The following is a 24,575-nucleotide window of genomic DNA, read 5'->3' on the forward strand; positions in this document are numbered from 1 at the left end:
CGGGGCTTCGCCTCCGTGGGCGGCCGGGCTGCCGGCCTGCGGTGGCGGCCGGATCCCCGCCGGACGGCGCCGGGATCCACCCGCGCGGACGGCCCCGGGATCCGCCCCCGCGGACGGCGTCGGGACGCACCCCCGCGGACGGCCTGCGGGAGCCGGGTCCGGCCGGGGGAGTGGAGGCACGGTCCGCCCGGGGGAGCCCCGCCCCCCGTTACTGGGCGGGGTCACGGCGTGGTGGGCCCGTGCGCGAGCGTGAGGCGCGGAGACGGCGGCAGCGGCGCGGGCGCCGCCGTCTCCCCGGTGGCGCTGAACGCCTCGTCATGTGGGCGGCGAAGCGGCGCGAGGCCGCGAGCCGGGCGGTGGGCGGTGGGCGGCGCGTCCTGGACGCTCCGTTGGGCCATGAGCAGCATGACCAGGTCGTCGACGGCGAAGCCGCGCCGCAGCCGGCCGGTCTCCTGGGCACGGCGGGCCAGTTCGGCGATCGCGCGCGGCGTCTGCTCCCGGTCGGCCGCGAAGTCCATCGTCTTGGGACAGGCCATATGACGGGGCACATCCCCCGCCCCGCTCGCACGGCCGGTCGGCGGCTTCCAGGACGGCACTACTTCGGTGTCCGGCAAGAGGTTTCGCGGTTCACCACGGCCGCGGTGTACGACCGCGGCGGTACGGGTCACAGCGACCCCCTCCCGCTGCCGCGCACCGCCGCCGCCACCGAACCGCGCGAGCTGCTCCTCGCCCAGCGCACCTCGCCCCGTGCCTTCTCGTGCCCCATTTCCTCAACCGGCGCGCGACCGGCGCGGGCGAGCAGGATTCCGCTGGCGGCACGGCGAGACACCGTGCTGAGATGGAGGCCATGCGCTTTTCCGTCTCCATCCCGCAGCACGCCGACGAGTCGTTCACCCTGACCGGACTGCGCGCGTTCCTGCGCAGAGCCGAAGAACTGGGTTTCGAGAGCGCCTGGACCCAGGAGAGCGTGCTGGGCGCCTGGCCCCTGCTCTCCCCGATCGAGATCATGACGTACGCGGCGGCCTGCACCGAACGGATGCGGCTGGGCTGCGCCGTGTTCGTCACCCCTCTGCACAACCCGGTGCAGCTGGCCAAGAGCCTGGCCACGCTGGACCACCTCAGCGCGGGCCGCCTGGAGGTGGGCGTCGCCACCGGTGGGCAGGGCCGCCCGTTCGCCGCGTTCGGTATCGACGGCGAGGGCCTGGTGTCCCGGTTCCTGGAACACCTGACCGTCATGAAGGCGCTCTGGACCGAGCCCCGCGTCACCCTGGACGGACGGTTCTGGCAGCTGGACGACGCGGCGATGGAACCGAAGCCGGTGCAGCGGCCCCATCCGCCGGTCTGGTTCGGCGCGGCGGTGCCGAACGCCCTGCGCCGGGCGGTACGGCACGGCGACGGGTTCTTCGGCGCCGGGTCGCAGACCACGGCCCGGTTCGCCGAGCAGGTGAAGGTGGTACGCGAGGCCCTCGCCGAACAGGGCCGGGCCCCGGCGACGTTCCCGATCGCCAAACGGGTCTACATCGCGGTCGGGCCGCACGACGAGACGCTCCGCGAGCGAGCCCGGGACGTGCTCTCCGCGATGTACGGCCGCCCCGACGACCTGAGCGGGGTCGCGGTGTACGGCACGCCGGAGCAGTGCGTGGCGGGGCTGCGGGAGGTGGCCGCGGCCGGTGCCGAACGGATCCTGCTCACCCCGCTGTTCGACGAGGCGGAGCAGCTGGAACTGCTGGCCGGCGAGGTCCTGCCGGCCTACCGCCGGACCGAGAACGCGGCAACCTGAGAGACCGCCGCCCCGCGTGATCGCCTGCGCGGCGGGCGCCGGTGGCCTGCCGGGCGCGGACGCGGTCGCCTCCTGGGCCGACATGAGCGGGCGGCAGGATGCCGTGCCCGCGTGGGAACCCGGTCGGCGCCGCGTCAGACCTCGGCGCCGGGCCCGCCGGTGGTCACACGACGGCCGCGGCCACCTCGCCCGTCCCGGTACGGCCGGGCCGTACGACGCCGCCCGACTCCGCGGCGAACGTGACCAGGCCGGCCCGCCCTGACTCGTCGCGCCCCGCTCGCCCGCGCTCGTACAACGTCGGCCGGCCGCTCGGGGCCGCGCGGCACCGGCTCTCCGTCCACGGAGGTGTACGGCCCCGCGGCCCTGGCAGCCGCCGCGCGGCAGGTGCACCCCGGGCCGGTGGTTACGGCCCCCGGCGCCCAGCACCGCGATCCGCCCGGACAACGCCCGGCGAACGACCCGCGACCGGAACGGAGTTGAGGTTCACTGGCACCAGGGGGCGCGGGGGCGCCCCGGGACGGAGCCCGGGGATGACGGACGGCACTGCCGAGCAGGAACACCTGGACGGAGACCTCGCCGGCGTGTCCGACGAGGAGCTGCAGGAGTGGATCGACGAGGCCCGCGCCGAACTGGCCCGGCAGGCGCCGGGCGATGATCCCGAGGTGTCCGCGACACGGGTCGCCATGGGTCTGTGGCTCGCCGAGCTCGCCGAACGCCAGGGCGACGGCCGCCATCTCGAAGCCGCGCTCACCGCCGTCGCACAGGCGGTCGCCGACGACCCCGGCCACGACGACGCCCAGGTGTGGCAGGGCATCCTCGGCCAGCTGCACTGGGCCCGGTACGAGGCCGCCTTCGAACCCGGCATGCCCCCGGACCGGCTCCTCGCCCTCCTGGCGGAGCCCGTCCGGCACCTGGAGGCCGCCGCGGACCTCCTCGCGCCCGGCGAGGAGCTGAGCCGCCAGGTCGGGGCCCGGCTGGGCCTCGCCTACGGGTTCCGCTTCCTCGGCACCAGCGACCCGGCCGACCTCGAAGCGGGCCTCACCCGGCTCGGCGAGGCACTCGACGGCGTACCCGAACCCATGGGCCAGCCGTCCTACTTCCGCTTCCACTACGGGCAGCAGTACGCCCGCCGCTTCGATCTGACCGGCAACGAGGCCGACCTCGACCGGGCCTGCGCCGAGATCCGGCGGGCCGTCGAGGACGGCGAGAGCTCCACCGAGCGCGAAGGAGGCTGGTTCCCGGCCGCCCGCGCCCAGCTGGCCCGGATCCTGCTCCTGCGCGTGCCGGCGGTCCGCGAGCACCGCAACCCGCACGACGTCGCCCTGGCCCTGGCGCAACTGGACCATCTGCCGCTCGACAGCCCCCTCCTGGCCGAGTTCCCGGCGCCGGTGCTGAGGCAGTACGGCCGCCTGCTGCGCGAGCGGGGCGTCGAGCAGACACGCCCCGCGGACTCACGACGGGCCCTCGCCGTACTGCGGCAGACGGCCGAGCGGTGGCCGGCGGACGCCCCCGACCGCTGGAGCGTCCTGATGGACCTGGCCGCGGGGTGGCAGGTGGTCGCACTCGACACGCTCGACGCCGAGGCGCTGCGCTGCGCGGAGGACGCCTACGCCGAGGCCCTGTCCGACCCCACGTGTCCGCCGGGCCTGCGCAACTTCCTGGAAGCCACCCGCGGATACCTCAGGGGAGTCCGGGTCCGGGCCGGGCAGCTGCCGGACGATCCCGGCGACCCCGTCATCGCGGCGGGACGGCGGGCGGCGAGCGCGCTCCAGCAGGGCATGGCCGCGCCGGACGCGGACGGCCCACCGGACGGCGGGGACGCGGCGCACGACCTCCAGTGGCGTGGCCTGACGAGCACCGGACCCATGGGCGACGACCTGCAGCGGGTGATCGAGCGCTGCCAGGACGCCGACGCGGCCGTCGTTCTGCGCCGTCTGCCCATGATGCTCATGGCCTTCTTCGCGCCCTTCCTCAGCGGTCTCGGCATCAGCCCCGCCGCCGGGGAGATCATGGAGGCGGTCCGGGCGGCCATGGCGGCCCTCCCGCAGGAGGATCCCCTGCGGACGAGCCTGCACATGGTGGCCGGCCAGACCGCCATGACCGTCGGCGGGCAGTCCTACGACGTCGGTCAACTCCAGATCGCGCTGGAACAGTTCGACATCGCCCTCGCCCGGCCGGACGCGGCGGCGGAGGACGACGCGCTGCGCGGCGCCCGGGAGGTCTGGCGGGTCGCCGCGCTCTCCTTCCGCTCGCAGGTGCGGGGGACGCAGGACGCCCTCGCCCAGGCCGCCGCCGAGTTGGGCCGCCTGCGTACCGATCCGTCCGTGACGGCCTACACGCGCGTGTACGCGTCGGTGCAGCACGCCGTGATCAGATTCCGTCAGGCGTTCGCCTTGAGCGATGCCACCGCGTTGGCCGCGGCGGAGGAAGAACTGCGTGCCGCTCGGGACCGCCTCCCGGCGGACGACGCCGTACGTTCCAAAGTGGTCGCGCTGCTCGACGTGATGGCCTCCGCCCGGCAGTTCGCCGCCGCCGGCGCCCCCGACCGCGCCGCACCGCGCGTCGAGCACGCCGACCCCGACGCCATCGCCCCCGACCGGGTGCGACGGGAGTCGGCGGCGCTGCCCCGACGGGACCGTGCCGAGGCCCTGGGCATGGCCGGGATGGCACTCGGCCTGCGGCTCATGCGGGACCCGGACGCCGGCCGGCTCGACGAGGCCATCGCACTGCTGCGGGACGCCCTCGTGCTGGACCCCGCCGACGACGGCGGGAACGGGGTCCGGTACGCCCACACCCTGGCAACGTTCCAGCTGCACAAATACCACGCGGGCCGGGACGAGGCCGACCTGGACCAGGCCGTCCGCTGGTCCGAGGAGGCGGTGCGGCTCGCGGCACACCCCGGGCACTTCGGATGGGCGACGGCGGCCATGCAGCTCGCCGACGCGTACCGCGCGGCCGGCCGGGCCGGTCGGACCGAACAGCTGGCGCGCAGCCGCGAGGTGGGGCTGCGCGCCCTGAGCGGCCACGCCTGGCAGGTCCTGCTGCAGTCCCGCGCACAGGACACGGCCGAGCCCATCGCCGTCGCCGCCGCACAGGCGCTGAGGGTGGCGCGCTGGTGCATCGCCGACGGCTGCCTGGAGGAGGCGGCGCATGCGCTGGACGCCGGGCGCGGGCTCGTCCTGCACGCGGCATCGGCCGCCGGCACGGTGCCGGAGCGGCTCGCGGCCGCCGACCGCCCCGACCTCGCCGCCGAGTGGCGTGCGGCGGCCGCCGCGCACGGCTCCGGACCGGCCGAGAACATCCCCGGTGACCTCCGCTACCGGGTGCTCCAGGCCCTGGCGGGCACCGCCGACCCCGTGGCCGCGGCGCCATCGGCCGACCCCGCCGGCACGACGGCGCCACGCGACCGCCTCGGTCACCTCCTCACCCCGCCGCCCGTCCCCGACATCGCCACCGCGCTGCGCCGCACCGGTGCGGACGCCCTGGTGTACCTGGTGCCCCGCGAGGGCACGGGAACCGGGCAGGGCGGCTGCGCCCTCGCCGTCCACACCGACGGCCGGACGAGCGTCGTCCATCTGCCGGGCCTGACCGCTGACGCCCCCGCGCTCGCCGCCTACCTCAGCCCGCGGACGGGGTCCGGAAACCGCGACATGGGGCCGGTCGCGGGTGCGCCGTCCGCGTCCCCCGACGGCCGGGCCGCCGAACGCCGCACCCTGGAAGCCGTCTGCGACTGGGCGTCGGGAGCCGTGACGGAGCCGCTGCTCGCCCACCTCCGCGCCCGGGGCGCCACCCGGCCCGCGAAGGTGGTGCTGGTCCCCATGGGGCAACTCGCCGCCGTACCGTGGCACGCGGCCCGCCGGGCCACGCCGGACGGCCGCCACCGGTACGCCCTCCAGGACGCCGTCGTCTCGTACGCCGCGTCGGCCCGGCTGTTCTGCGAGGTCATGGCCCGCGAGCCGGTTCCGTACGACGCGCCGGGCCTGGTCGTCGGGAACCCGACCGGCGACCTGCCCCACGCCGGCCGGGAGGCCGGCGCCCTGCACACGGCCTTCTACCGCAGCGCCCCGTACCTGGGACGGCACGCGAGCGGCGCGGCCACCGGCGAGGGCACTCCGGGGGAAGTCCTCGGCTGGCTGCGGCTGCGCGGCCTGTCCCCGGCCGGAGTGCTCCATCTGGCCTGCCACGCCGAGGTGCTCCAGGGCTCGGCCGCCCGTACCTCGCACCTGCGTCTGGCGGGCGGCACGCTCGCCGCCGAGCAGCTCACCGAGCACGCCCAGCGCCGCGACCGGCCCGGCCGACTGGGCCTGGTGTCGCTCGCCGCCTGCACCACCCATGTCTCCGGACGCGGCCACGACGAGGCGTTCACCCTGTCCACGGCGTTCCTCGTGGACGGCGCGCGGTCGGTGCTCGGATCGCTGTGGCCGGTGCCGGACGAAGCGACCTCGTACCTGATGTTCATGGTCCACCACTACCTGCACGCCGAGCGTGCGCGCCCCGCCACGGCACTGCGCCTCGCCCAGCTGTGGATGCTCGACCCCGACCGGCGCACCCCCGCGACCATGCCGCCCGAACTCGCCGCCCAGGCCGGCTCCGTGGACCCGGACGACCTGCGGGGCTGGGCCGGGTTCACCCATCTCGGCCAGTGACCGCGCCGGCCGGAACTCGCCCCGCGGCCAGCCCGGTTGCGCCCGGGAGCGCGGGCCGCGGCCTGCGAGACTTCCTCCATGGGGACTGTGTACGCGCTGTTCGCGGGAATCGACGACTACCCGATCGAGCTGCGGCGGCTGAGGGGCGCCGTCAACGACGTGGAAGCGGCCGCGCGTCTGCTCGCCGACCTGGGCGACGGAGCCTTCGAGCCGCTCCTGCTGCGGAACGACGAGGCCACGACCGAGGCCGTCGTCACCGCCGTCCGCGACCACCTCGGCGCCGCCGGGCCCGGCGACACGGCCCTCTTCTGGTTCTCCGGGCACGGCACCGACTACGAGGCCGTCCTGCCCCTGCACCGGCGGACCGAGGCCACCGGCCGCTACCAGGCCCTGGTCTGCGCCGACAGCACGCGCGAGGGCGGGCGCCCGCTCGTCGACAAGGAGCTGGGCGCGCTGCTCGACTCGGTCGCCGCGCGGGGCGCACACGTCGCCGCCGTCCTCGACTGCTGCTTCTCGGGCGGAGCCACCCGCAGGCCCGCCCCGCCGGACCACACCGCCCGCTACGCCCCGCCCGCCGCTTGGTGGGGCGAGCCCCGCGGGGAGCAGCGGGCGGCCGGGGCCACCGGGGCACCGGCCGGCCGCCATGTCCTCCTCGCCGCCGGCCGGCTCAACCAGTTGTCCTACGAGCGGGACTTCGACGGAGTGCCGTACGGCGTGTTCACCCATGCCCTGCTGGAGGCGCTGCGGGCGGCGGGACCCGGTGCCACCTACCGCGATCTGCTGGCCGCCGCGCACTGCCGGGTCCAGACCGAGCGCGCCGATCAGCACCCGGTCCTCTTCCCGCCGGAGCCCGGAGGCATCGCCGACCAGCCCTTCCTCGGCGGCGCCGTCACCCGGACCCGCGGCCCGCACCTGCTGCGGAACGGACCGTACGGCTGGGAGGTCGACTGCGGCCGGGTGCACGGGCTGCGCGATGACGGCCCGGGAGCCGCCGAGTTCACCGTCACCGCGCCCGGTGCCGCGCCCCGCGTCGTACGGGCCAGGGCCGTCCACGCCGACCGTACCGAGGTCGCCCCCGCGGGCTGGGAGCCGGATCGCCGGCAGGTCTATCCGGTCGCGCTGTCGGCGCTCGCGCTGCCGCCCACCCGGGTCCGCGTCGAGACGCCGGACGCGTCCTCCGCCGCGCGCCGAGCCGCCGGCCTGGTACGGGAGGCCCTCGGCTCGGCGGGCCCCGACGGCGCACCGACACCGCTGCTACGGCTGGTCGACGACCCGGGCCCGGCCCCCGGCCACCTGCTGCGCGTCGTCGTGTCCCCAACACCGGGCACCGGCCTCGGGGCCGCGGTCCTGCGGCGCGACGGCTCGGCCGCCGTACCGCCGCTGCGACTCGGCGGCCCGGAGGACGCCCGGCAGGTCGCCGACTGCCTGCACCACCTGGCCCGCTGGCACCAGCTGCTCACCCTGGACAACCCGGCCTCACCGCTGACGGACCTGGTCCGCGTGGAGATCCTCCCCTGGACCTACGACGGACCCTGGAGCTCCGACGGCCCGAGCCCCATCCTCCCGGACGGCAGCGGCGAGATCGTCTGCCGCTACGGCGCCTCGCCCTCCGGCCGCCCGCGGGAGCCCTGGCTGTCCATCCGGCTCCACAACCGCTCGCCGACCCGGACCCTGTGGTGCGTGCTGCTCAACCTCACCGACAGCTACGCCGCCCACACCGGCCTCTACCCGGGCCACTTCATCGGGCCCGGCCGCACCGGATTCGCCCTGGACGACCGCCCGGTGGCGCTGACCGTCCCGGCACGGCGGGCCCGCCCCGGCGCGGAGGTGCGGGACTGGCTGAAACTCATCGTGGCCGAGGGCGAAGTGAACACCGTCCCCTTCCATCTGCCGCCCTGGGACCCGCACGGCTCCGACGACCGCGGCACCCGACGGGCCGCGCCGGACGGACTGCTGCGTCTCGCACCACCCGGCCACGGCGACCGCGACATGGGGGAGACCCGTGCGCAGGGTCCGGGCCAGTGGACGACCCGGACGATCCCGCTGCGCACGGTCATCCCGGCACAGGACCCGGCCCACGGCTGACCGGCGCGGGGCGGGCCGCCGCCGTACGCCGCTCAGGGCGCCACACGCGCGTGGTACGGCGCGAGCACGGAGTTCAGCCATGCCTCGCCCTCCGGCGTGCCGAAGTCGACGGCCGGCACCTCGGACTCGGCCACCACGTCCCGCCCGCACCGGTCGCCGAACAGGATCACCGCCCGGTCGGCGGGCTCCCGCTTGGACGGCCAGACGAAACCCTGAGCCCACGGCTCGGTACGGTCGCGTATCCAGTGCCCCCAGTTCCGGGTCCACGGATACTCGGCGGCTTCGGCCTGCACCAGCCAGGTGTCCTGCCCCACCGCCGCGAGATCGGCACCGGACATCAGCGACACCACCGTGACGTCCGCCGCGAGGCGCAGGAACGTGAAGCGTCTGCCGGTCACGCCCGCGCGCGGCAGCAGCCGGGTGCCGCCGTCCGGAGCGAACGGCACCGAGCGCAGCAGCGTCTCGCAGACCGCGGCCGCCGGCTCCAGCCCCGCGTACAGGTAGGAGTAGCCCCGGCTCCGCGTCGCGTCGAAGCGCCCGCCCCCGTAGAGCCCGTCGGCCGGGACGGGGTTGAACGCGGTCCCGTCGAGCGAGGAGCCGTGCACCCGGAACAGCGCGGTGCCCTCGGTGAGCGTCACCTTCGTAGGAGTGCCCGGCAGTGCTGCCGGCGGAGGTACGTTCGGCACCGTCACTCCCCGTCCAGCAGTGACCGTGCCGCACCGGCCAGCTCCTCGTCCCGGGCCGCACCCAGCAGTGACGCGGGCGCGCTGCCGAGCCAGGCGTTGTCCGACAGCCACCAGTCGGCCACCCCCCAGGGGTCCCGGTCCGCGTCGAGGATCGTGTTCACCTCCAGCACCACCCGCCACGGCAGCGCGCCACGGCTGAACTGGAAGTCCGGCAGCAGCGTGCGCCCCTGGGGGCCGGGGAGCCGGATCAGGGCCGGGTCCAGCGGATCGCCGCCCTGGTCGCGGACGTACGTGTCGTCCAGCGCGGGTTCCGCGAGAAGGCGCCTGCGGACGGGGCCGAGGACGGGACCCACCATCGGGCTGCGGTCGATGAGGAGCACGGCGAGATCGGCGGCGCGGAAGCCCTGGACGGTGATGTTCCGTTCGGTGTCGCTGTAGCGGCCGTCGTCCCCGGCGATCAGCCGACGGGTCTCGTGCGGCGGGAGGGAGTCGAGAACCAGCCGCGCGGCGGCCTCGGCGTGGGCGGGATCCTCCGCCGCGCCGTCCGGTCCGCGCATCGCCTCGAGGGCCGAGGCCAGCCGCCGCCCGGCCTCTCCCGGAAGATCGGTGAGATACGGCTCCAGCCGCTCCCAGTCGGCCGCCGCCGAGGCCAGCACCTGCAACGGATTCACCGGCTCCCCCTTCCCCGGCTTCCCGGGCTCCACGGGCGCGCTCACGGGCGTGCGGCACACCGGGCTCGACCGTACCGCCGACCCAGCCGGTGCAGCGGCCAACACCGGCGGAACACAGGGGAGTTGTCCGGAACGGGTATCCCGGAGCCTTGCCCGCCCCCCCCGGGCGCCGGTCGGGCGGCGACGAGGGAGGCGGGCGAGACCGGTCACGCATCCGGCACCACGCGCCGTCGTCGCCGACGGACACGGAAGCCGGCACGGCCGCTAGGGCCGTTCGGTGGTCACCGGGTGGTCACTCGGTCGGGACGAGGTGGAAGAGGCCCTCCGGAAGCCCGAGGGGACCCATCTGGAGCAGGCCCCCGATCGGATTCGGTTCGACGCGCGACCCCTTGGCCGCCACGGCGTTCATGGGCGCCTCCGCCTGGGCGGGGGACGCGGACAACAACATGCTGGCTGCGACGGCGACAAGCGCCGTCGGGATCATCTTGTGCATGGCTTGATCAACGACACTCGGCGCGATTGGTTCGGCGGGCGCAGCAGGAGTCCAGCCGACCAGCCGTATGGGAGAGCGCGGCACGATTGCCTAGACAAGAGTTGCCGCGACAACTAGACTGGCCGTGTGAAGAGGACAAGTGGGCTCCACGATCACCTCGGCTACTGGCTGCGTCGCCTGTCGGACGAGGTCCACGGCCGGTTCGAGGCCGAACTCGGCCGGTACGACGTCACGGTCTCCCAGTGGGGAGTGATGGCCGGCGTGTTCCACGGCCACGACACCACCAAGGCCGTGGCCGCGCACATGGACATCGATCCGGGAGCCGTCTCCCGCCTGGTCGACCGTCTTACGGCCAAGGGCCTCGTCCGGCGCGAACCCGACCCCGCCTCCCGGCGCACGGTCCGGCTGGTCCTGACCGAGCGGGGGCAGGCCCTGGTGCCGGTGCTGGCCGAGCTGGCCGATCGCAACGACGCCCACTACTTCGGGTCGCTCGACCCGGGCCAACGCCACCGGCTGGAGGAATGGATCCGACGGCTGGTGGGCGAGGCCCATCCCGCCGCACCCCCGACAACCAGTGAAGGAAGCGCACCATGAGCGTCAGGATCTCCGTCACCAAGACCGTCGCGATCGACCGCCCGTACGAGGAGGTGCACGCCTTCCTCGCCGACCCTGCGAACTGGCCCCGGTGGGCCGTGGTCAACATCCAGTCCATCGAGCCGACCGACGACCCCGACTGGTGGCGCATGTCGACGCCGCAGGGTCCGGCCAAGCTGCGTCTGCGTGCCCGGGCCGAGTCCGGCGTCCTCGACCACGACTACGTCGACGACACCGCTTCATGGCGCGTACCGGCCCGGGTGGTGCCCAACGGCGACGGCGCCGATTTCATGATCACCTTCCATCAGCCGCCGTCGCTCACCGAGTCCGCCTTCAGAGAGCAGGCCGATTTGGTCGACATCGAACTCGCCACGCTCAAGAAGATCCTCGAGACGGATAGGGCGGGTCGGGCGGATCGAGACGGGGGCACGGGCTGACCTGCGCCGGCTAGCCGGGCAGGCACCCGCTCGCGAACAGGGAGTCGCCGTTGACCGTCACGGTGGAGCACACCACCGACAGGTTGTTGACGACGTAGGTGTGCGGACCTGTCGGTGTCTGGGCGTTCGACGTCGCCGTGCCGACCGTGAAGTGGTAGGGCGTGCCTCCGTCGGCGAAGCCGCACGCCGACGCCGAGGCGAAGAGGTTCGGGAAGAGGTATCCGGAGCCGGCGGGCAGAAGCGCGATGGACGTCGACGTCGGGCAGTGAGCGGAGGTCGACGCGTGCGCGGCCTGGGCCGGAGCGCAGACGGCGACGGCACCCGCGAACGCCGCGACCGCGCCCGCCGTCGCGCCCCGGCGGAGGAGCTGTCTCATGGGATTTCTCCGAGAGGTCGATGGGTGGTGCGTTGCGACCACTCAGCCTCGCCGTGCCGCGAGGCCCGGACCAGGCGCATACCGGCCAGGCCGCCGGTGGGGCGTGCGGGGCCTGCCGTTCAGCCGTTGAGGAGGGTGCCGCTGCTGGTGTCCAGGGGCAGGGCGCCCGACGGCCGGGTCACACGGACCGGCTTGCCGAGGTGGCTGAGATCCAGCGTGAGGGTGGCCAGGGACGTCGACGCGTCCTTCAGCGCGAGGCGGGCCCGGACGAGGCGTCCGCGCCCGTCCACCCACGCCTCGGCGGTGGCCGGCAGATCACCGCCGTACCCCGCGCGGAAGTCGGCCATCTTCTTCCGCGTCTGCGCGGCCATGCGCATCGTGAGCGTGCTGTGGTCGAGGACGCCGCTGTAGCGGGTGGCCTTGACGCCCTTCACGGTCTCGGCGCCCAGGGAACGGACGTCCCGCATCCGCGCGACCTGCGCAAGAGTGTGTTCGGGGTCGTTGAACGGGGCCCGGAAGAGGTAGTGCGCCTCGGCGGTGCGGCGAGCGGCCACCGCCCACGTCCGGTCGACGCCCTGCGGCCCGGTGTTGCGTACGTACACCTCGTCCCCGAGGAACCGCTCCTCGGCGCGGCTGCTGCCCTCCACGAGCCGCACGTCGAGGCTGCCCGTGTCGGCGGCCATGTCGACACTGCCCTTCGTCCGGATGTGATACGTCTCGCCGGCGCCCGCGGTGAGTTCCAGTGTGGTGCCGACGCCGGCGCTGGTGTGCCTGGTCGCGGCCACGGCCGCGCGTACGGCCTCGGCGGGTGCGGGGGAGTCGGCGGCACGGGACGCCTCGGTCCGGCCGCACGCCGAGCAGAGCACGGCGAGGGCAGCGGTCAGCACGACGGCGGGGCGGCGCATGGCGGGTTCTCCACTCTCAGGAAAGGCGCTGTCACATTCCGGGCCGCCTCGCCTGCGCGTCCTGCCTGCCTCGGGCAGCGGCGTCTCGCCGGGGACCGGCGGCCGCCACCGCCGGTGACTTTGTCCGTGCTTGACCATAACAGAGCACGTGTCGGACCGATCAGGCGCGGGACCTGCGAAGACGCTGCGGCGACGACCGCACCCGGCGGGCCCGAGGGTGACCCGCGCGCCCGAGCGGCGGGGCCCCCGGCTTCGGAGGAGCCCGGGCTGGTACAACGGACCGGGCCGGGATCATGAACACGACGCGGGGAGGACGACATAGCCAGGGCGCGCGGAGACGACGACATAGCGAGGACGTGGATGAGGCGATCCCGAGGCGACACGGAGGCGCGGCTGCTCGCGCGCTTCGCGGTGCTGGCCGCGATCGGCGCCGCTGCCGTGCTGATCCGGGCGCTGGACCGAGGCGGACTGCTGATCATCGGAGCCGGGCTCCTCGGGCTGATCGTCTGCGCCGCCGGCGTCTGGTGGTTCCTGGCGCACCGCGGCGTGGTGCGGCTGTTCGGTGCGCTGATCGCGCTCGCCGCGCCCATCGGCGCCCTGGTGGTCTTCACGCAGAGCGGCGTGTGGCAGACGGCCCTGCTCTCCAGCCTGTGCTGGGGCGCGACGCTGGTCTGCGCCCGGTCGGCGCTGCGCCGGTCGCGTCCGCAGCGGGTCATGCGGGCGAGCCCCGCGCCCCGGCCGCGACGGCCGGTGCTCATCATGAATCCGAAGTCCGGCGGCGGGAAGGTCGGCCGCTTCGGCCTCGTCGAGCGGGCCGAGCGGCTCGGCGCGCGGGTGATCCTGCTCGATCCCGACGTCGAGACGGATGTCGCGGCGCTGGCCCGCGAGGCCGTGGCCGAGGGCGCGGACCTGCTCGGCGTGGCCGGCGGCGACGGCACCCAGGCGCTGGTCGCCGCGGTCGCCGCCGAGCACGGCCTGCCCTTCCTCGTGATCTCCGCCGGTACCCGCAACCACTTCGCCATGGACCTCGGCCTCGACCGCGCCGACCCCGCCCGCTGCCTCGACGCGCTCACGAACGGCGAGGTGCTCAGGGTCGACCTCGGCGACGTCGCCGGCCGCGCCTTCGTCAACACGGTGTCGTTCGGGGTGTACGCGGATGTCGTGCAGCACCCCGAGTACCGCGACGACAAGGCGGGCACCGCCCTCAGCCTCATGCCGGACCTGCTGCTCGGCGAGGACGTCAGCGGTCTGGACGCCCGCGTCGACGGCACCGCGCTCACCGCCCAGCAGGCGCTGCTGGTCAGCAACAACCCCTACATCTCCCCGGACGAGTTCAGCGGCGGCGGCCGCCGGCCCCGGCTGGACAGCGGCGAACTGGGCGTGCTCGGGATCCGGGTGGAGAGCGCGGCACAGGCCGCGGACCTGGCGGTACGGGGCTCGCAGTCCGCGGGGCTGACCGTCCTGACCGCGCAGCGGGTCGAGGTGACCTCCGACGCGGACGAGATTCCCGTCGCGGTGGACGGCGAGGCCCTGCGGATGCCAGTCCCGGTCGTGTGCGCGCTGCGCCCCGGCGCCCTGCGGGTCCTGGTGCCGCGCGACCGTCCGGGCAACGTGGTCCCCGCGCCGCCCGTGAACTGGCGGCAACTCCTCGACCTCGCGTTCGGCCGCCCCGAGCGAACACCTGAAGGAGAGCCCCGTGTCTGACCGGAACACCGTCCGGCCCACCGCGTCGGTCCGGCGTACCGCCGCCGCCGGCCGGAGCGCCGCGGCCTCCGTGCTCCGCGACCTCCACGCCATCGACGGCGCCCTGTACGCGGCCGTGGCCGCCACCCCCACACCCACACTGGACCACGCGCTGCGCCGGCTGTCGCACGCGGCCGACCACTCGAAGATCTCGCTGAGCGTGGCCGCGGGCCTCGCTCTCGTGCCGGGACGCCCCCGCCGTGCGGCCCTGGCCGGGGTCTGCTCGGTCGCGTTGGCGTCGGCGGCGGCGAACCTGTTCGGCAAGCGGATGGTCCGCCGGCGCCGGCCCGACCGGGAAGAGGCCCGCGTGGTGGTGGACCGGCACGTACCCATGCCGGAGTCGGCGTCCTTCCCGTCCGGCCACACGGCCTCGGCGACCGCCTTCGCCACCGCCGTGGGTGTCGTACTGCCCCCGGCCGCCGTGCCGCTCGGCGCGCTTGCGGTCGCCGTGGGCTACTCCCGCGTCCACACCGGTGTGCACTACCCCGGCGATGTCGCGGCCGGCGCGGTCCTCGGCTTCGCCGCCGCGGCGACGTCCTTGGCCCTCACGCACGTCCCGCTGTACCGCTCCACGCCATGAGCTGCGGACGGGATGCCGGCCGAGACGGCCGCGGTCGCCGGGCTGCCCGGAACCCGCGCCGCCGGTCGAGGCGATCGTATGGAGATGTCCCGGACCCTCGCCGTGCGAACTGGTCCTGGCGCACTTCGCCGGGAGAACCTGGCCCGGAGGACGTGCACGCGCGAGGACCGGGGGCCGGTGGCGGCCCGCTGTCCGGACGGCGTTCCCACGACCGTGTCCGCCAGTTGATCGTCGACCGAGGAGTTCAGATGCGTCTCAGCAAGCGCGCGGTTGCCGCCGTGTTCGTGGCCGCCGCCGCCTTCGCCACTGCGGCACCGCAGGCCGTGGCCGCACCGATGCCCTGGGAGACCAGCGAGGTGCCCACGACCACCACCCACGTCACCGACTCCGCGAAGGCCGGGGGGAGCGGCACGGTCACCGTGCTGTGCGGAAATCCTTGCTACCAGTAGGCGGCCGGTCCCGGCTCCCGGCCGCCTCCGCGTCCGGCCGAGGGTCTCAGTCGCCCCCGCGGGCGGACTGAGACCCTCGGTGACGCTTAGGTCAGGACTGCCGCTTCTCGATGGTCACGGACTCGATCGCGATGTCCGAGACGGGACGGTCATTGCGCCCCGTCGGGGCCTTGGCGATGGCGTCCACGACCTCCTGCCCCTGGACCACCTCACCGAAGATGGTGTGCCGGTTGTTCAGGTGGGGCGTCGGCCCGACCGTGATGAAGAACTGGGAACCGTTGGTCCCCGGGCCGGCGTTGGCCATGGCCAGCAGGTAGGGCCGGTTGAACTTCAGCTCCGGGTGGAACTCGTCCCGGAACTCGTAGCCCGGACCTCCGGTGCCGTCGCCCAGCGGGTCGCCGCCCTGGATCATGAAGCCTTCGATCACCCGGTGGAAGACCGTCCCGTTGTAGAGGGGCCCCTCGCCCGGCGCCCCGGTCTCCGGGTTCTCCCACTGCTTGCTCCCGTCCGCGAGGCCGACGAAGTTGGCGACCGTCACGGGCGCGTGGTTGGGGAACAGCCTCACGACGATCTTCCCGAGGGTGGTGTTCAGCGTTGCAATCAGTTCTTCGGCCATGCGCTTCCGTCCTGTCCTTCGCGCCCTGAACAGGGCTCTCTCTTCATCACATCGAACCAGCGACGCCGCCGGGACGCCCGCAGGACACACCATGCGGCGGCATCACGCCGGGCCGGGCCGACAGTTCATCACACGCCGTGTGTACGGAGCCGACGGGGGCCGGTGGGCGCTGGTGCCGGGTGGGTCGCGGGCCGGGGCCGGCCGTAAATCGCTTGACCCCGCCCTGGGGCGACGCCTGCACTGTGGCGGACACCATGAGCCGGGGTGCCGGTACCCCAGGGAGGCAGCGGAGCAATGGACATCCGTCCCACGACCGACCAGGACCTCGACGTCTTCGTCGACACACTCCATGCCGCGTTCGGACGCTTCCCGGAAACCCCGACCGAGCGCGGCGGGGTCTGGTGGGCGGCGCTCGAAATGGACCGCAACCTGCTCGCCACGACGGCGGAAGGACGGCCCGTCGGCACCGCCGGGGCGTACTCCTTCGAGCTGACCCTGCCCGGTGAGATCCTCGTACCGGCCAGCGGGGTGACCGCCGTCGGCGTGCTGCCCTCGCACCGGCGCCGGGGCGTGCTCAGCGCGATGATGCGGCATCAGCTCACCGAGCTGCGGGCCCGCGGGGAGTTCCTGTCCGTACTGCTGGCCTCCGAGGCCCTGATCTACCGCAGGTTCGGCTACGGACCGGCGACGTACACACAGCGGCTCACGGTGCCTCGCCACCAGGGCGCCCTCGCTCTGCCGCGGGCGGGCAAAACCGCCGGCACCCCCGCGGCCGGCCCGGACACCGGCACGGTCGAGTTGCTGCGACGAGCCGAGTGCGGTGAGATCCTCGAAGAGGTCTACGACCGGTACCGCCGCGCGCAGCCCGGTGCGCTGTCCCGCCCGTCGCGCTGGTGGGAACGGGGCGCGGGGCAGCCCCCGATCTCCCCGGCGCCGCGCTATGTGGCCGTCCACCGGGACGCCGAGGGCGTCCCTGACGGGTACGCCAGCTATTCGCTCGCCGAACCGAACACCTTGACGGTCGACGAGACCGTCGCCGCCGACGACGCCGTCTTCGCGGCCCTGGCTCGATTCGTACTCGGACACGACCTGGTCGCCCAGGTCGTCTTCAAGCACTTCCCGCCCGCGCACCCGCTGCGCTGGCAGTTCGCCGACTTCCGGGCCGGCGAGGTGAGCGGCGACACCGACTGGCTCTGGGTACGGCTGCTGGACGTCCCGCGTGCGCTGACCGCGCGCGGCTGGTTCACGGACGGCGAACTGGTCCTCGACGTCGACGACCCCTTCCTCGGCGAACACGGCCGCTACCTGCTGACCGTCCGGGACGGCGAGGCCGACTGCGTCCCGACGGACCGGGAACCCGACCTGTCCCTGGACGTGAGCGACCTGGGCTCGGTCTACCTCGGCGGCACCGCCCCGAGCACGCTCGTGCGCGCCGGACACATCAGGGCCCACCATCCGGGCGCGGCCACCCTCGCCGACGCCCTCTTCCGCGCCGAGCGTCCCCCGCACTGCCTGCACTGGTTCTGACCACGCGGATACGGTCCCGGGAGGACGGACCTCCCGGGACCGCTCGGTCCCGGTGCGCGGGGGAGGTCAGCCGAAGTTGTACACGGTGACGGTCACCGATCCGCCTTCGGCGCTGATGGTGTACGCGCCGGGGCCCGTGTAGGCCACGCAGCCGTCGGCGAGGACGTCGTCCTCGTTGATACCGGTGTCGTCCTCGCCCACGAAGGCGCACACCTCGGTGACGGGGTGCGGCACGAACCTGTGCTCGGCACCGCCGAACAGCGGATAGCGGGGCTGCGTGGGCGTGTTGATGTCCCGGTCCGGGTGTTCCCACAGCGCGGTCTGCTGGCCCCACGGCGCCCTCACGACGACTTCGCCGTAGGGCTCGGGCAGGTTGTTGTCGTCGCTCTCGCGGGGGTTGGAGAAGTCGATCGAGTACGTGATGGGTCCGCCGGGCACCTGAGCCTGGGCCGCTCCGGCGCTCACCCCGCCGGCCAGCAACAGGGCTGTCGAGGCCAGAACCGCGAATCGGACCGCAGATGTGGAGCGCACTGCCATCTCCCTTCACTTGAAGTAGTCGAGCGACTACCCCCGGTAGACTAGGAGGGGGTGTGTCGCGCTCCGCCGGACTCATCGGGTAAACCCCCCGGAGGGATGGGGGCGAAGCGCGGCGGGGTCATGGTCCGGGTGCGCGCGAGTTCGAGCGCCGCAGTCCGGGGTCCGCGCTGTTCGCCGGGCGCGCGGGCGGCCGGTGTTCCCCGTGTGGACCACTCGGCGTCCGGGCCGCAGAACGGCGCCTGCACAGGCCCCCTCCCCGCTCCGCCCCCCCCGCGCCACCGGTTCACCAGTTCGAGTGGACCTCGCCGAAACGGCACCTGCGGCGCCCCGGCAGTGACGCACTCTGGCATGCCGGAATGCCCAACTCACCGTCGAGAGGACCGACTTGAGTACAGGAAGTGATCCCGGAAAACCCTCCGAAGAACTGCGCTTCACGTCGCCACGTCTGACCGTGCTCCAGCGCCGACCCGTCACCACCTGGTCCATGGCCCGGCGCCTTCCCCACCTCGTACGCCGCGCCCTCTCGCTCGCCTGGAAGATCGACCGCCGCGCCGTCGTCTCCCTCCTCGCCTGCCAGGCCCTCTCCGCCGCGCTGGAGGCCTTCGGACTGGTCGCCACCACCAGCACCATCACCGCGCTGATCTCCTCCGGCCACATCCAGGACCGCCTCACCGACGCCGTCCCCGCGCTGTCCGTCCTCGCCGCGGCCGCCGGCGCACGCGCCCTCCTGGCCATCGCGATCGTCAACGTCTCCAGCCGGCTCTCCCCGCGCATCTCCCGTGAGGCCGAACTGGAGATGCTGAACGCCGCCGTGGCGGCCGAGCTGACCGCCTACGACCAGCCCGGCTTCAACGACATGTGGGACAACGCCGACCGGGGCGCGGAACTCGCCCAGGATCTGATCACCCAGTCCCAGCAGCTGATGGCCTGCCTCGCCTCGATCATCGCCGCCGCCGGTGTCCTCACCGCCCTGCACCCCGTGCTCCTCCCGCTCCTCCTGCTCGCGGTCCTCCCGCAGGGACTCGCCAGCATGAAGAGCGCCCAGGTCACCTACGAGGCAAGCCGGGCCATGGCCTCCGAGCGCCGCATCCTCGCGCTGCTGCGCTGGTACATCGTGGACAAGGCAACCGCCGACCAGGTCCGCTCCGGCACCATGGCCGGCTTCCTCCTCGGCCTGTACCGGAAGATCGGTGCCCGCGTGGACGCCGCAACCGACCGAGCCGTCAACCGGGGCGGCCGGTACGCGCTGATCGGGGCCCTCGCCGGAGGCGTCGGAGCCGTCGTCGTCTGGGCCGCGCTCGGGCTGCTGCTCGCGACCGGGCACATGTCCGTCGCCTCCGCCGGCACCGCGGTGTTCGCGCTGCGCACCGTCGGTTCGTCGCTGCGCGGCCTGGTCGGCTACGGAGCCCAGCTCTTCCGCACCGGCCTGTACTTCGATGACTGGGTCGACTTCATCGGAGAAGCCGGCGGGCACCGTATGCGGCGCGGCACCGCCGTCGCCCCGCCGCCCGAGGCCGTGCGAGCGGAGAACCTCACCTACACCTACCCCGGCGCCGACCGGCCCGCGCTGGACGGCGTGACCCTCGAAGTACGCCGTGGCGAAGTCCTCGCCCTGGTCGGCGAGAACGGGTCGGGCAAGACCACCCTGTCCAAGCTCCTGTCGGGCCTGTACCTCCCCACCCACGGCCGCGTCACCTGGGACGGACAGGACATCGGCAGCTTCGACCCCGACGCTCTGTGGGCGCAGACAGCCGTCGTCCCCCAGGACTTCGCCCACTGGCCCCTCTCGGCCCGGGAGAACATCACCCTCGGCCAGCCCCACGGCGGTGACGACGTCGTCCGCCTGGCCGCCGAACGCTCCGGCGCCCACGAAGTGGTCGACGGACTGCGCAGCGGCCTCGACACCCTCCTGGCGCGTGAATGGTTCGGCGGCGTCGAGCTGTCCGGCGGCCAGTGGCAGCGCATCGCCATCGCCCGCGCCTTCCACCGCCCCGCCGGTCTCCTCGTCATGGACGAACCCACGTCGGCCCTGGACGCCCGCGCCGAGCACCGCATCTTCACGGGCCTGCGCGAAGTCGCCGAGGACCGCGCCGTCGTCCTCGTGACCCACCGGCTCGCCAACGTCGCCGTCGCCGACCGCATCGTGGTCCTCGACCACGGCCGCGTCATCCAGACCGGCACCTTCGAAGAACTCACCGCCGTGCCGGGCCTCTTCCGCGAGCTGTGGCTCCTCCAGAACGACCGCACCGTCCCCTCCCCGCGCCCCGGAACACCGAAGGAGCAGACCGCATGACCGGCCGGAAGGGGGCCGGGCCGGTGGCTGACTGGATCCCCCGGGAAGAATGGATCCGCACGCTCCCTCAGGTGGTCGTGGCCGCGTGCGTGACGGCCCTCGACCCCGACGGCCGGATCCTACTGCTGCGCTACGGCCCCGGACGGCCCGGCGGCGGAGTCTGGTGGCTGCCCGGCGGCATGCTCGACCACGACGAACACCCCATGGAGGCGGGCAGCCGGGAGCTGCGCGAAGAGATCGGCATCGGCCTGGCGGGCGCGCTCCCGCTCATCGGAGTCGACTACCGCAACGACGTCGAAGGCACCGGCCCCGTGATCGACTACTTCTTCGGCGGCGGCACCCTCGCCCGGGACCGGCCCGTCGAGCTCAGCCCCGAGCACGACCGGCACGCCTTCGTGCACCCGACGGAACTGGACGGCTTCCCTCTCGCGGCCCGCGCACAGACGCTGATCGCCCTGCGCCGTGCGCTGATGTCCGGTACCGCGGTCTACCTCCGCGACGGGCTGCCCCTGTGAACCGTCCCGCCGCCCCGGCACGCGCACCCGCCCCGAGTGACGGGAGGGCCGCGCCGAACAACCGATGTCCGGATCTGCAAGCAGGACGCCATTGCTGACGCGTCAGCAGCCCACGTAGCGTTCACATCGGGTCACCACGTGATGACCCGGACCTTTACCGATGCATCTTCTTGGGGGTTACAGGCATGCCCACGACCACTCTGCGTGAGCTGAACGCGTTCGACGACAGCCCGGCCGTCCTCGCCGACTCGACGGTCATCCTGATCGACTACCAGAACACCTACACCCAGGGCGTCATGGAGCTGGACGGCTGGAAGGACGCCCTCGCCGCCGGCGCCACCCTGCTGGCCAAGGCCCGCGAGGCCGGGGCGACGGTCATCCATGTCGTCAACGACGGCGGCGAGGGAACCCCGTACGACATCCGCGCCGAGATCGGCCGCATCCACCCCGCGGTCGCCCCGGTCGACGGTGAAGTGACCGTGGTGAAGACCAAGCCGAACGCGTTCCTCGACACCGACCTCGGGGACCTGGTCGACGCCGCCGGGAAGAACGACGTCGTCATCGCCGGGTTCATGACCCACATGTGCGTCGCCTTCACCGCCCAGGGCGCGTTCCTGCGCGGGAACCGGCCCACCGTGGTGGCCGACGCCTCCGCGACCCGTCCGCTGCGGACCCAGGTCGCGGAGGTCTCCGCCGAGTCCCTGCACCACGGCGCGCTCGCGACCATCGGTGACCTGTACGGCGTGGTCGTCCCGTCGGCGGCACAGCTCGGCTAGCAGTTCCCCGACTCCGTTGCGGGTCAGACGCGGTCCGTTCCCCGGCGCGTCTGGCCCGCTTCGGTCATCTGTGCGCAATGTTCTGTTTGCCCGAAACGAAACCGGAAGCTCCGTTTCGTGGTCAATGTCACATGATCGTACAGTCCATGGCTGAAAACAGCGTGTGATCCGCTAATGGTCCTCGCAACACCCCCACAAATACGGTCACTTGGTGGCGGGCGCCGACTGGTCGGCGCCCCCTTCGAACAGAAGGAACACACCTCACGTGACTACGCGAAGAACCGTCCTCGCCGGCGCCACCGCTGTCAGCGCGGCCACCCTCCTCGGCACGGCCGCCCCGGCCTCGGCCGACGGCGGCACCGGCACTCCGACGACGTCCACCGCGGCCCAGAAGGACGCCCGCGACGCGATCCGCCAGGTCAACGCCGACATGCGCGGCAACTACGCCGCACTCAAGGCGGACCTCTCCCAGCGCCTGTCCCCGATGATCGTGGTGACGAACACCGCGACGGGCGGTCAGTTCACCCTGCTCCACAACGGCACGACCGAGACGGTCCAGCCGGTCCCCGAGTACTTCGAACTGGCCAAGTCCATCGCGCACGTCCCGCTGGGCATCTACTCCGTCCTCGCCCAGTACCTGAGCGACCAGGTCCCCAACGTCCCCAACCGGGACCGCATCGACGCCCACGACCTGGACATGGTCGCCGCCAAGGGCCAGGGCGACCACGGCTGGGTCACCCCGCTCACCGGCTTCAGGACCACGCTGACCACGGCCCGCGACAAGCTGACCGCCGCGAACCTCCCCAAGGACCTGCACGACAGCTGCAAGTTCATCCTGGACGAGGCGATCCACTACATCGACGGCGTCCTGCACGACCAGGTCTTCGACATCCCGGGCTACGACGTCTTCTCGAACAAGGTCTACCCGAAGATCCGCACCAACATGGTCTTCTCCGCCAAGGCGCAGATCGACGGCATCGAGGGCCAGATGAAGAAGTGGCGCACCAAGCTCGGTGAAACCGCCTGGTCCGAGCTGTACGTCGTCGTCTTCTCCATATGGACCACGTCCGTGCTGAACCAGGCGTCCATCATCATCAAGCGGTGCATGGACCAGTCCAAGGCCGACGCGCACCTGATCGACGTCCCCACCGCCGAGACCCTCAGCAACCCCATCGCCGTCGCCCGCGACAACCTCGCACGCATCGTGCAGGACAACATCGCCGCCGAGATGGTCTTCGCCGCTGACGCTGAGATCGCCACCGCCCTCAAGGGCCGTCAGGACCTCCTCTCCGAAGAGATCCTCAACCAGCTCGGCACGGGCGGCACCGCCGACCCCGCCGCCTACAAGGGCTCGGCCGCCACGGCCGCCGCGAGCGCCGCCCTCGCGGCCGGCAAGGACGCCTGCCCCTGGCACCAGGCCCAGAAGGCCGCCGCCGGCATCTGACCCGACAGCGCCACCCTCTGAACGGCTCCCTCCGGAACACCGACGCGGGAACACCCGCACCGGCCCCCGGAGGGAGCCGTTCCCTGTGCCCCGACCGATCAGAGCAGCACCGAACACCCAGGGAACCATCCGTGCCGTCCACCAGGACCAGACACACCCGCACCACCCCGCCACCCGCCGCCCGCCGCACACACCGGGCCCTCACGCTCGCCGCCCTGCTCCTCCTCGCCGCGAACCTCCGCGCGGCCATCACCGGCGTCCCGCCCGTCCTCGACACCCTCCAGACGGCCTTCCACCTCACCGGCACCCAGGTCAGCGTCCTCACCACGCTCCCCGTGCTCTGCCTCGGCGCCTTCGCCCCCGCCGCCCCGGCCCTCGCCCGCCGCACCAGCACCGAAACCGTCCTCGCCGCCGCCTGCACCCTCACCCTCGCGGGCATCCTCACCCGCACCTTCCCCACCCCCGCGGCCCTGTTCACCGGCACCCTGCTCGCCGGCGCCGGAATCGCCCTCGGCAACGTCCTGATGCCCGCGGTCGTCAAACGCCACTTCCCCGACCGCGTCGGCACCATGACCGGCCTCACGATGACCCTCATGGCCGCCACCGGCGCCCTCGCCGCCGGCCTCGCCGTCCCCCTCACCACGTACGCCGGGTGGCGCGAAGCCCTCACCCTGTGGGCCGTGCCCGCCACGGCCGCCGGCGCGGTCTGGACCCTGCTCGCCACCCGCCGGACCCGGCAGCGCCCCGAGACGACCGGGACGGCCGGCACGGCGACGGCGCGGCCGTCCGTACTGCGATCCCCGCTGGCTTGGGCCGTCGCCGCCTTACTCGGCATCGTCAGCCTCTGCTTCTACGTCCTGGTGGCGTGGACACCCGACATCATGCGGGACCAGGGATACCCGGCAGCCGAAGCCGGCGCGATGACCTCCCTCATGCTCACCGTCGGCATCCCCCTCGGCCTGGCCGTCCCCGTCGCCGCCACCCGCGTCACCGACCAGCGCCCGCTCGTCGCCGCCGTGATCGCCCTCAAGGCCGCGGGGCTTTCCGGGATTCTCCTCGCCCCCCAGCACGCATGGGTATGGACGGGCGTACTCGGCATCGCCATCGGCGCGGCCTTCCCCCTCGCCATGACCCTCCTCAGCCTGCGCTCACCGGACCCCGCCACGGCCGCGCGCCTGTCCGCCATGGCACAGACCGGCGGCTACCTCCTCGCCGGATGCGGTCCCGCGGCCATCGGCATCCTCCACACCTTCACGGGCAGCTGGCACACCCCCCTGCTGCTCCTGATCACGCTCACCGTCCCCGAACTCGCGGTCGGGCTCGTGGCCGCGCGACCCGGGTTCGTCGGCGCCCGCTGACCCCGGCCGCCCGCACCCGCCGAACTGCCGCGGGACGAGCGGTACACGAAGACGGCGCCCCGGC

The 24,575-nt window shown here is 73.6% G+C and carries 21 protein-coding genes and 1 pseudogene; 14 read left to right on the forward strand and 8 right to left on the reverse strand.

What is annotated here, in order from left to right:
- Positions 1 to 221 precede the first annotated feature (221 nt).
- A pseudogene (locus tag ACF073_RS11600) lies at positions 222 to 533 on the reverse strand (TetR/AcrR family transcriptional regulator); the annotation flags it as partial.
- Positions 534 to 847: 314 nt separating this feature from the next.
- Between ACF073_RS11600 and ACF073_RS11605 the strand changes: the two are divergent.
- From ACF073_RS11605 to ACF073_RS11615, 3 genes are all read left to right on the forward strand, one after another.
- Complete coding sequence (locus ACF073_RS11605) at positions 848 to 1,780, forward strand: LLM class flavin-dependent oxidoreductase (protein ID WP_392068701.1); 933 nt, start codon at positions 848 to 850, stop codon at positions 1,778 to 1,780.
- 530 nt (positions 1,781 to 2,310) lie between these two features.
- Positions 2,311 to 6,426, forward strand: a complete 4,116-nt coding sequence (locus ACF073_RS11610; RefSeq protein ID WP_392068703.1) for a CHAT domain-containing protein — start codon at positions 2,311 to 2,313, stop codon at positions 6,424 to 6,426.
- 78 nt (positions 6,427 to 6,504) lie between these two features.
- Positions 6,505 to 8,511 (forward strand): caspase domain-containing protein, encoded by a 2,007-nt coding sequence (locus ACF073_RS11615; protein ID WP_392068705.1) that lies wholly within the window; start codon positions 6,505 to 6,507, stop codon positions 8,509 to 8,511.
- Positions 8,512 to 8,543: 32 nt separating this feature from the next.
- On the opposite strand, the gene ACF073_RS11620 is transcribed toward ACF073_RS11615, so the two are convergent.
- The 3 genes from ACF073_RS11620 to ACF073_RS11630 form a co-directional block, all read right to left on the reverse strand.
- Positions 8,544 to 9,197 (reverse strand): RES family NAD+ phosphorylase, encoded by a 654-nt coding sequence (locus ACF073_RS11620; RefSeq protein WP_392068707.1) that lies wholly within the window; start codon positions 9,195 to 9,197, stop codon positions 8,544 to 8,546.
- 2 nt (positions 9,198 to 9,199) lie between these two features.
- Entirely contained in the window at positions 9,200 to 9,868 is a 669-nt protein-coding gene (locus tag ACF073_RS11625) for a hypothetical protein (RefSeq protein WP_392068709.1), read from the reverse strand.
- 292 nt (positions 9,869 to 10,160) lie between these two features.
- Positions 10,161 to 10,361: a hypothetical protein gene (locus ACF073_RS11630; protein ID WP_392068710.1), complete on the reverse strand. Its 201-nt coding sequence runs from the start codon at positions 10,359 to 10,361 to the stop codon at positions 10,161 to 10,163.
- A gap of 126 nt (positions 10,362 to 10,487) precedes the next feature.
- On the opposite strand from ACF073_RS11630, the gene ACF073_RS11635 reads away from it, so the two are divergent.
- Together ACF073_RS11635 and ACF073_RS11640 are read left to right on the forward strand one after the other, a co-directional pair.
- Positions 10,488 to 10,955, forward strand: coding sequence for a MarR family winged helix-turn-helix transcriptional regulator (locus tag ACF073_RS11635; protein WP_392068711.1), 468 nt, complete (start codon positions 10,488 to 10,490; stop codon positions 10,953 to 10,955).
- Positions 10,952 to 11,392 (forward strand): SRPBCC family protein, encoded by a 441-nt coding sequence (locus tag ACF073_RS11640; RefSeq protein ID WP_392068713.1) that lies wholly within the window; start codon positions 10,952 to 10,954, stop codon positions 11,390 to 11,392. Before ACF073_RS11635 ends, ACF073_RS11640 begins: the two co-directional genes overlap by 4 nt.
- A gap of 10 nt (positions 11,393 to 11,402) precedes the next feature.
- Here ACF073_RS11640 and ACF073_RS11645 read toward each other — a convergent pair whose 3' ends face one another.
- A complete protein-coding gene (locus ACF073_RS11645) occupies positions 11,403 to 11,768 on the reverse strand; it encodes a hypothetical protein (protein ID WP_392068715.1) in 366 nt (121 codons plus the stop codon).
- 119 nt (positions 11,769 to 11,887) lie between these two features.
- Positions 11,888 to 12,673 carry a hypothetical protein gene (locus tag ACF073_RS11650; protein ID WP_392068717.1) on the reverse strand — a complete coding sequence of 262 codons (786 nt, stop codon included), beginning with the start codon at positions 12,671 to 12,673 and terminating at the stop codon, positions 11,888 to 11,890.
- A 360-nt stretch (positions 12,674 to 13,033) separates the two neighbouring features.
- On the opposite strand from ACF073_RS11650, the gene ACF073_RS11655 reads away from it, so the two are divergent.
- The 3 genes from ACF073_RS11655 to ACF073_RS11665 all read left to right on the forward strand — a co-directional run bounded on the left by ACF073_RS11655 (position 13,034) and on the right by ACF073_RS11665 (position 15,445).
- A complete protein-coding gene (locus ACF073_RS11655) occupies positions 13,034 to 14,377 on the forward strand; it encodes a diacylglycerol/lipid kinase family protein (RefSeq protein WP_392068718.1) in 1,344 nt (447 codons plus the stop codon).
- On the forward strand, positions 14,370 to 14,996 hold the full coding sequence (locus tag ACF073_RS11660; RefSeq protein ID WP_392068720.1) for a phosphatase PAP2 family protein: 627 nt from the start codon (positions 14,370 to 14,372) through the stop codon (positions 14,994 to 14,996). The genes ACF073_RS11655 and ACF073_RS11660 overlap by 8 nt, the downstream gene beginning before the upstream one ends.
- A gap of 248 nt (positions 14,997 to 15,244) precedes the next feature.
- Entirely contained in the window at positions 15,245 to 15,445 is a 201-nt protein-coding gene (locus ACF073_RS11665) for a hypothetical protein (RefSeq protein WP_392068723.1), read from the forward strand.
- Positions 15,446 to 15,536: 91 nt separating this feature from the next.
- Here ACF073_RS11665 and ACF073_RS11670 read toward each other — a convergent pair whose 3' ends face one another.
- Positions 15,537 to 16,061 carry a peptidylprolyl isomerase gene (locus ACF073_RS11670; RefSeq protein ID WP_392068724.1) on the reverse strand — a complete coding sequence of 175 codons (525 nt, stop codon included), beginning with the start codon at positions 16,059 to 16,061 and terminating at the stop codon, positions 15,537 to 15,539.
- A gap of 294 nt (positions 16,062 to 16,355) precedes the next feature.
- Here ACF073_RS11670 and ACF073_RS11675 point away from each other — a divergent pair, with 294 nt between their 5' ends.
- Positions 16,356 to 17,588, forward strand: coding sequence for a GNAT family N-acetyltransferase (locus tag ACF073_RS11675; protein WP_392068726.1), 1,233 nt, complete (start codon positions 16,356 to 16,358; stop codon positions 17,586 to 17,588).
- A 66-nt stretch (positions 17,589 to 17,654) separates the two neighbouring features.
- Here ACF073_RS11675 and ACF073_RS11680 read toward each other — a convergent pair whose 3' ends face one another.
- The gene (locus ACF073_RS11680; protein ID WP_392068728.1) at positions 17,655 to 18,119 is read right to left on the reverse strand and encodes a hypothetical protein; all 465 of its coding nucleotides are present in this window, start codon (positions 18,117 to 18,119) and stop codon (positions 17,655 to 17,657) included.
- Positions 18,120 to 18,510: 391 nt separating this feature from the next.
- On the opposite strand from ACF073_RS11680, the gene ACF073_RS11685 reads away from it, so the two are divergent.
- From ACF073_RS11685 to ACF073_RS11705, 5 genes are all read left to right on the forward strand, one after another.
- Complete coding sequence (locus ACF073_RS11685) at positions 18,511 to 20,418, forward strand: ABC transporter ATP-binding protein (protein ID WP_392068730.1); 1,908 nt, start codon at positions 18,511 to 18,513, stop codon at positions 20,416 to 20,418.
- Positions 20,415 to 20,933 carry an NUDIX hydrolase gene (locus tag ACF073_RS11690; protein ID WP_392068732.1) on the forward strand — a complete coding sequence of 173 codons (519 nt, stop codon included), beginning with the start codon at positions 20,415 to 20,417 and terminating at the stop codon, positions 20,931 to 20,933. Before ACF073_RS11685 ends, ACF073_RS11690 begins: the two co-directional genes overlap by 4 nt.
- A gap of 185 nt (positions 20,934 to 21,118) precedes the next feature.
- Positions 21,119 to 21,709 carry an isochorismatase family protein gene (locus ACF073_RS11695; protein WP_392068733.1) on the forward strand — a complete coding sequence of 197 codons (591 nt, stop codon included), beginning with the start codon at positions 21,119 to 21,121 and terminating at the stop codon, positions 21,707 to 21,709.
- A 265-nt stretch (positions 21,710 to 21,974) separates the two neighbouring features.
- Entirely contained in the window at positions 21,975 to 23,153 is a 1,179-nt protein-coding gene (locus ACF073_RS11700) for a hypothetical protein (protein WP_392068735.1), read from the forward strand.
- 131 nt (positions 23,154 to 23,284) lie between these two features.
- Positions 23,285 to 24,511, forward strand: coding sequence for an MFS transporter (locus ACF073_RS11705; RefSeq protein WP_392068737.1), 1,227 nt, complete (start codon positions 23,285 to 23,287; stop codon positions 24,509 to 24,511).
- Positions 24,512 to 24,575 lie beyond the last annotated feature (64 nt).

This window comes from Streptomyces sp. NPDC015171 (assembly GCF_043079545.1).
In the GTDB taxonomy this organism is placed as follows: Bacteria; Actinomycetota; Actinomycetes; order Streptomycetales; family Streptomycetaceae; genus Streptomyces.